3 protein-coding genes are annotated in these 1,088 nt (G+C 66.4%); all 3 read left to right on the top strand.

Translation table 11 applies throughout. The features are described 5' to 3' along the window. Window positions 1-78 precede the first annotated feature (78 nt). On the top strand, window positions 79-255 hold the full coding sequence (locus tag AQI94_RS44920) for a hypothetical protein (protein ID WP_158711699.1): 177 nt from the start codon (window positions 79-81) through the stop codon (window positions 253-255). Next, window positions 245-604, top strand: coding sequence for a hypothetical protein (locus AQI94_RS41970; RefSeq protein WP_158806476.1), 360 nt, complete (start codon window positions 245-247; stop codon window positions 602-604). The genes AQI94_RS44920 and AQI94_RS41970 overlap by 11 nt, the downstream gene beginning before the upstream one ends. Before the next feature lie 3 nt (window positions 605-607). After that, on the top strand, window positions 608-1,088 hold a 481-nt coding region (locus tag AQI94_RS41975), incomplete at its 3' end, for a hypothetical protein (protein WP_208611885.1).

Below are 1,088 nucleotides of genomic sequence, written 5' to 3' on the forward strand. Positions count from 1 at the left end.
CCTCGACCTCGGGCACCGATACCTCGGTGGTCGGATATCACCTGATCGAACCAGCGGCGTAGACAAGGGACCAGCGGCATGACGACTGACGAGCAACTCGACGCGAGCCTCGGGGAGCTGAAGCGTGCGGTGCGCACGCTGGAGGCCACGGTGAAGGCCATAGAGAAGCGGATGAACCTGATGTACACCGCGGCGCTACTGGTCGTGGGTGCGGTCGGGGGCCCCAACGCCGTACAGGCAATCGTTGGCCACTGAGATGGCCGGCCAGCAACTCGACGAGAACGACCACGTCACCCTTGACGCGTCCGGCAACGGCACGGTCACCTTCCAGCCGGACGCCTTCCGCACCTGGAACGTGACCAGCATCAACGTGCGCACCACCCAGGGCGTGACACAGACTCCGGTCCCCCAGGTGACGGTGTACCTGGGGGACAAGTCGCCGGGTCAGATCGTGTCGCAGTCCTGGATGGGCAACCGGGCGACCGCGGGGGGCTCGCCGCTGTGGGTGCAGCCCTCGCAACGGCTGATCGTCGAGTGGACGAACGGGGTGCCCGGCACGGTGGCCACCGCGTCCTTGTTCGGAACGATGGACATGCGGAGGTAACTGGTGGAATTTCAGGATGAGTTGGCGGCGGGCGTTGTTCTGGTGCGGCCCGCGCTTCAGTCCCCCGACTACGTGACCGGGGTGTCCGGTTGGGCGATCAAGATCGACGGAAGCGCAGAGTTCAACAACGTGGTCATCCGGGGCGGAACCACGGTGTCCGGGCTCGCCCTGTACTACGACGGCACCCCCGCGGCCGGGAACCTGCTGCTGTCCATCGCCTCCGCGGCCGGGACGGACAGCTTCGGCAACGCCTACGTCAAGGGCCTCGGGGTCTACGGCACCGATGGCGATATCGAGCTCAGCAACGGCCAGCTGCTCATGAGCGGGTCCGACGGCTCCGCGGTGAACCTCTTCAGCAACTTCGGATCGGCCACCGTGGATCTGGTGCCCGCGGATCTGGTCGGAACCTCCTGGAACTCGGCGACCCTGAACACCTCCCTCGGTTCGGCGAACCGGCCCTCCTTGTCGATCACGTCTCCCTCGG

Origin of the sequence: Streptomyces pseudovenezuelae, assembly GCF_001513955.1 — a bacterium.
GTDB classification, from domain to species: Bacteria; Actinomycetota; Actinomycetes; order Streptomycetales; family Streptomycetaceae; genus Streptomyces; species Streptomyces pseudovenezuelae.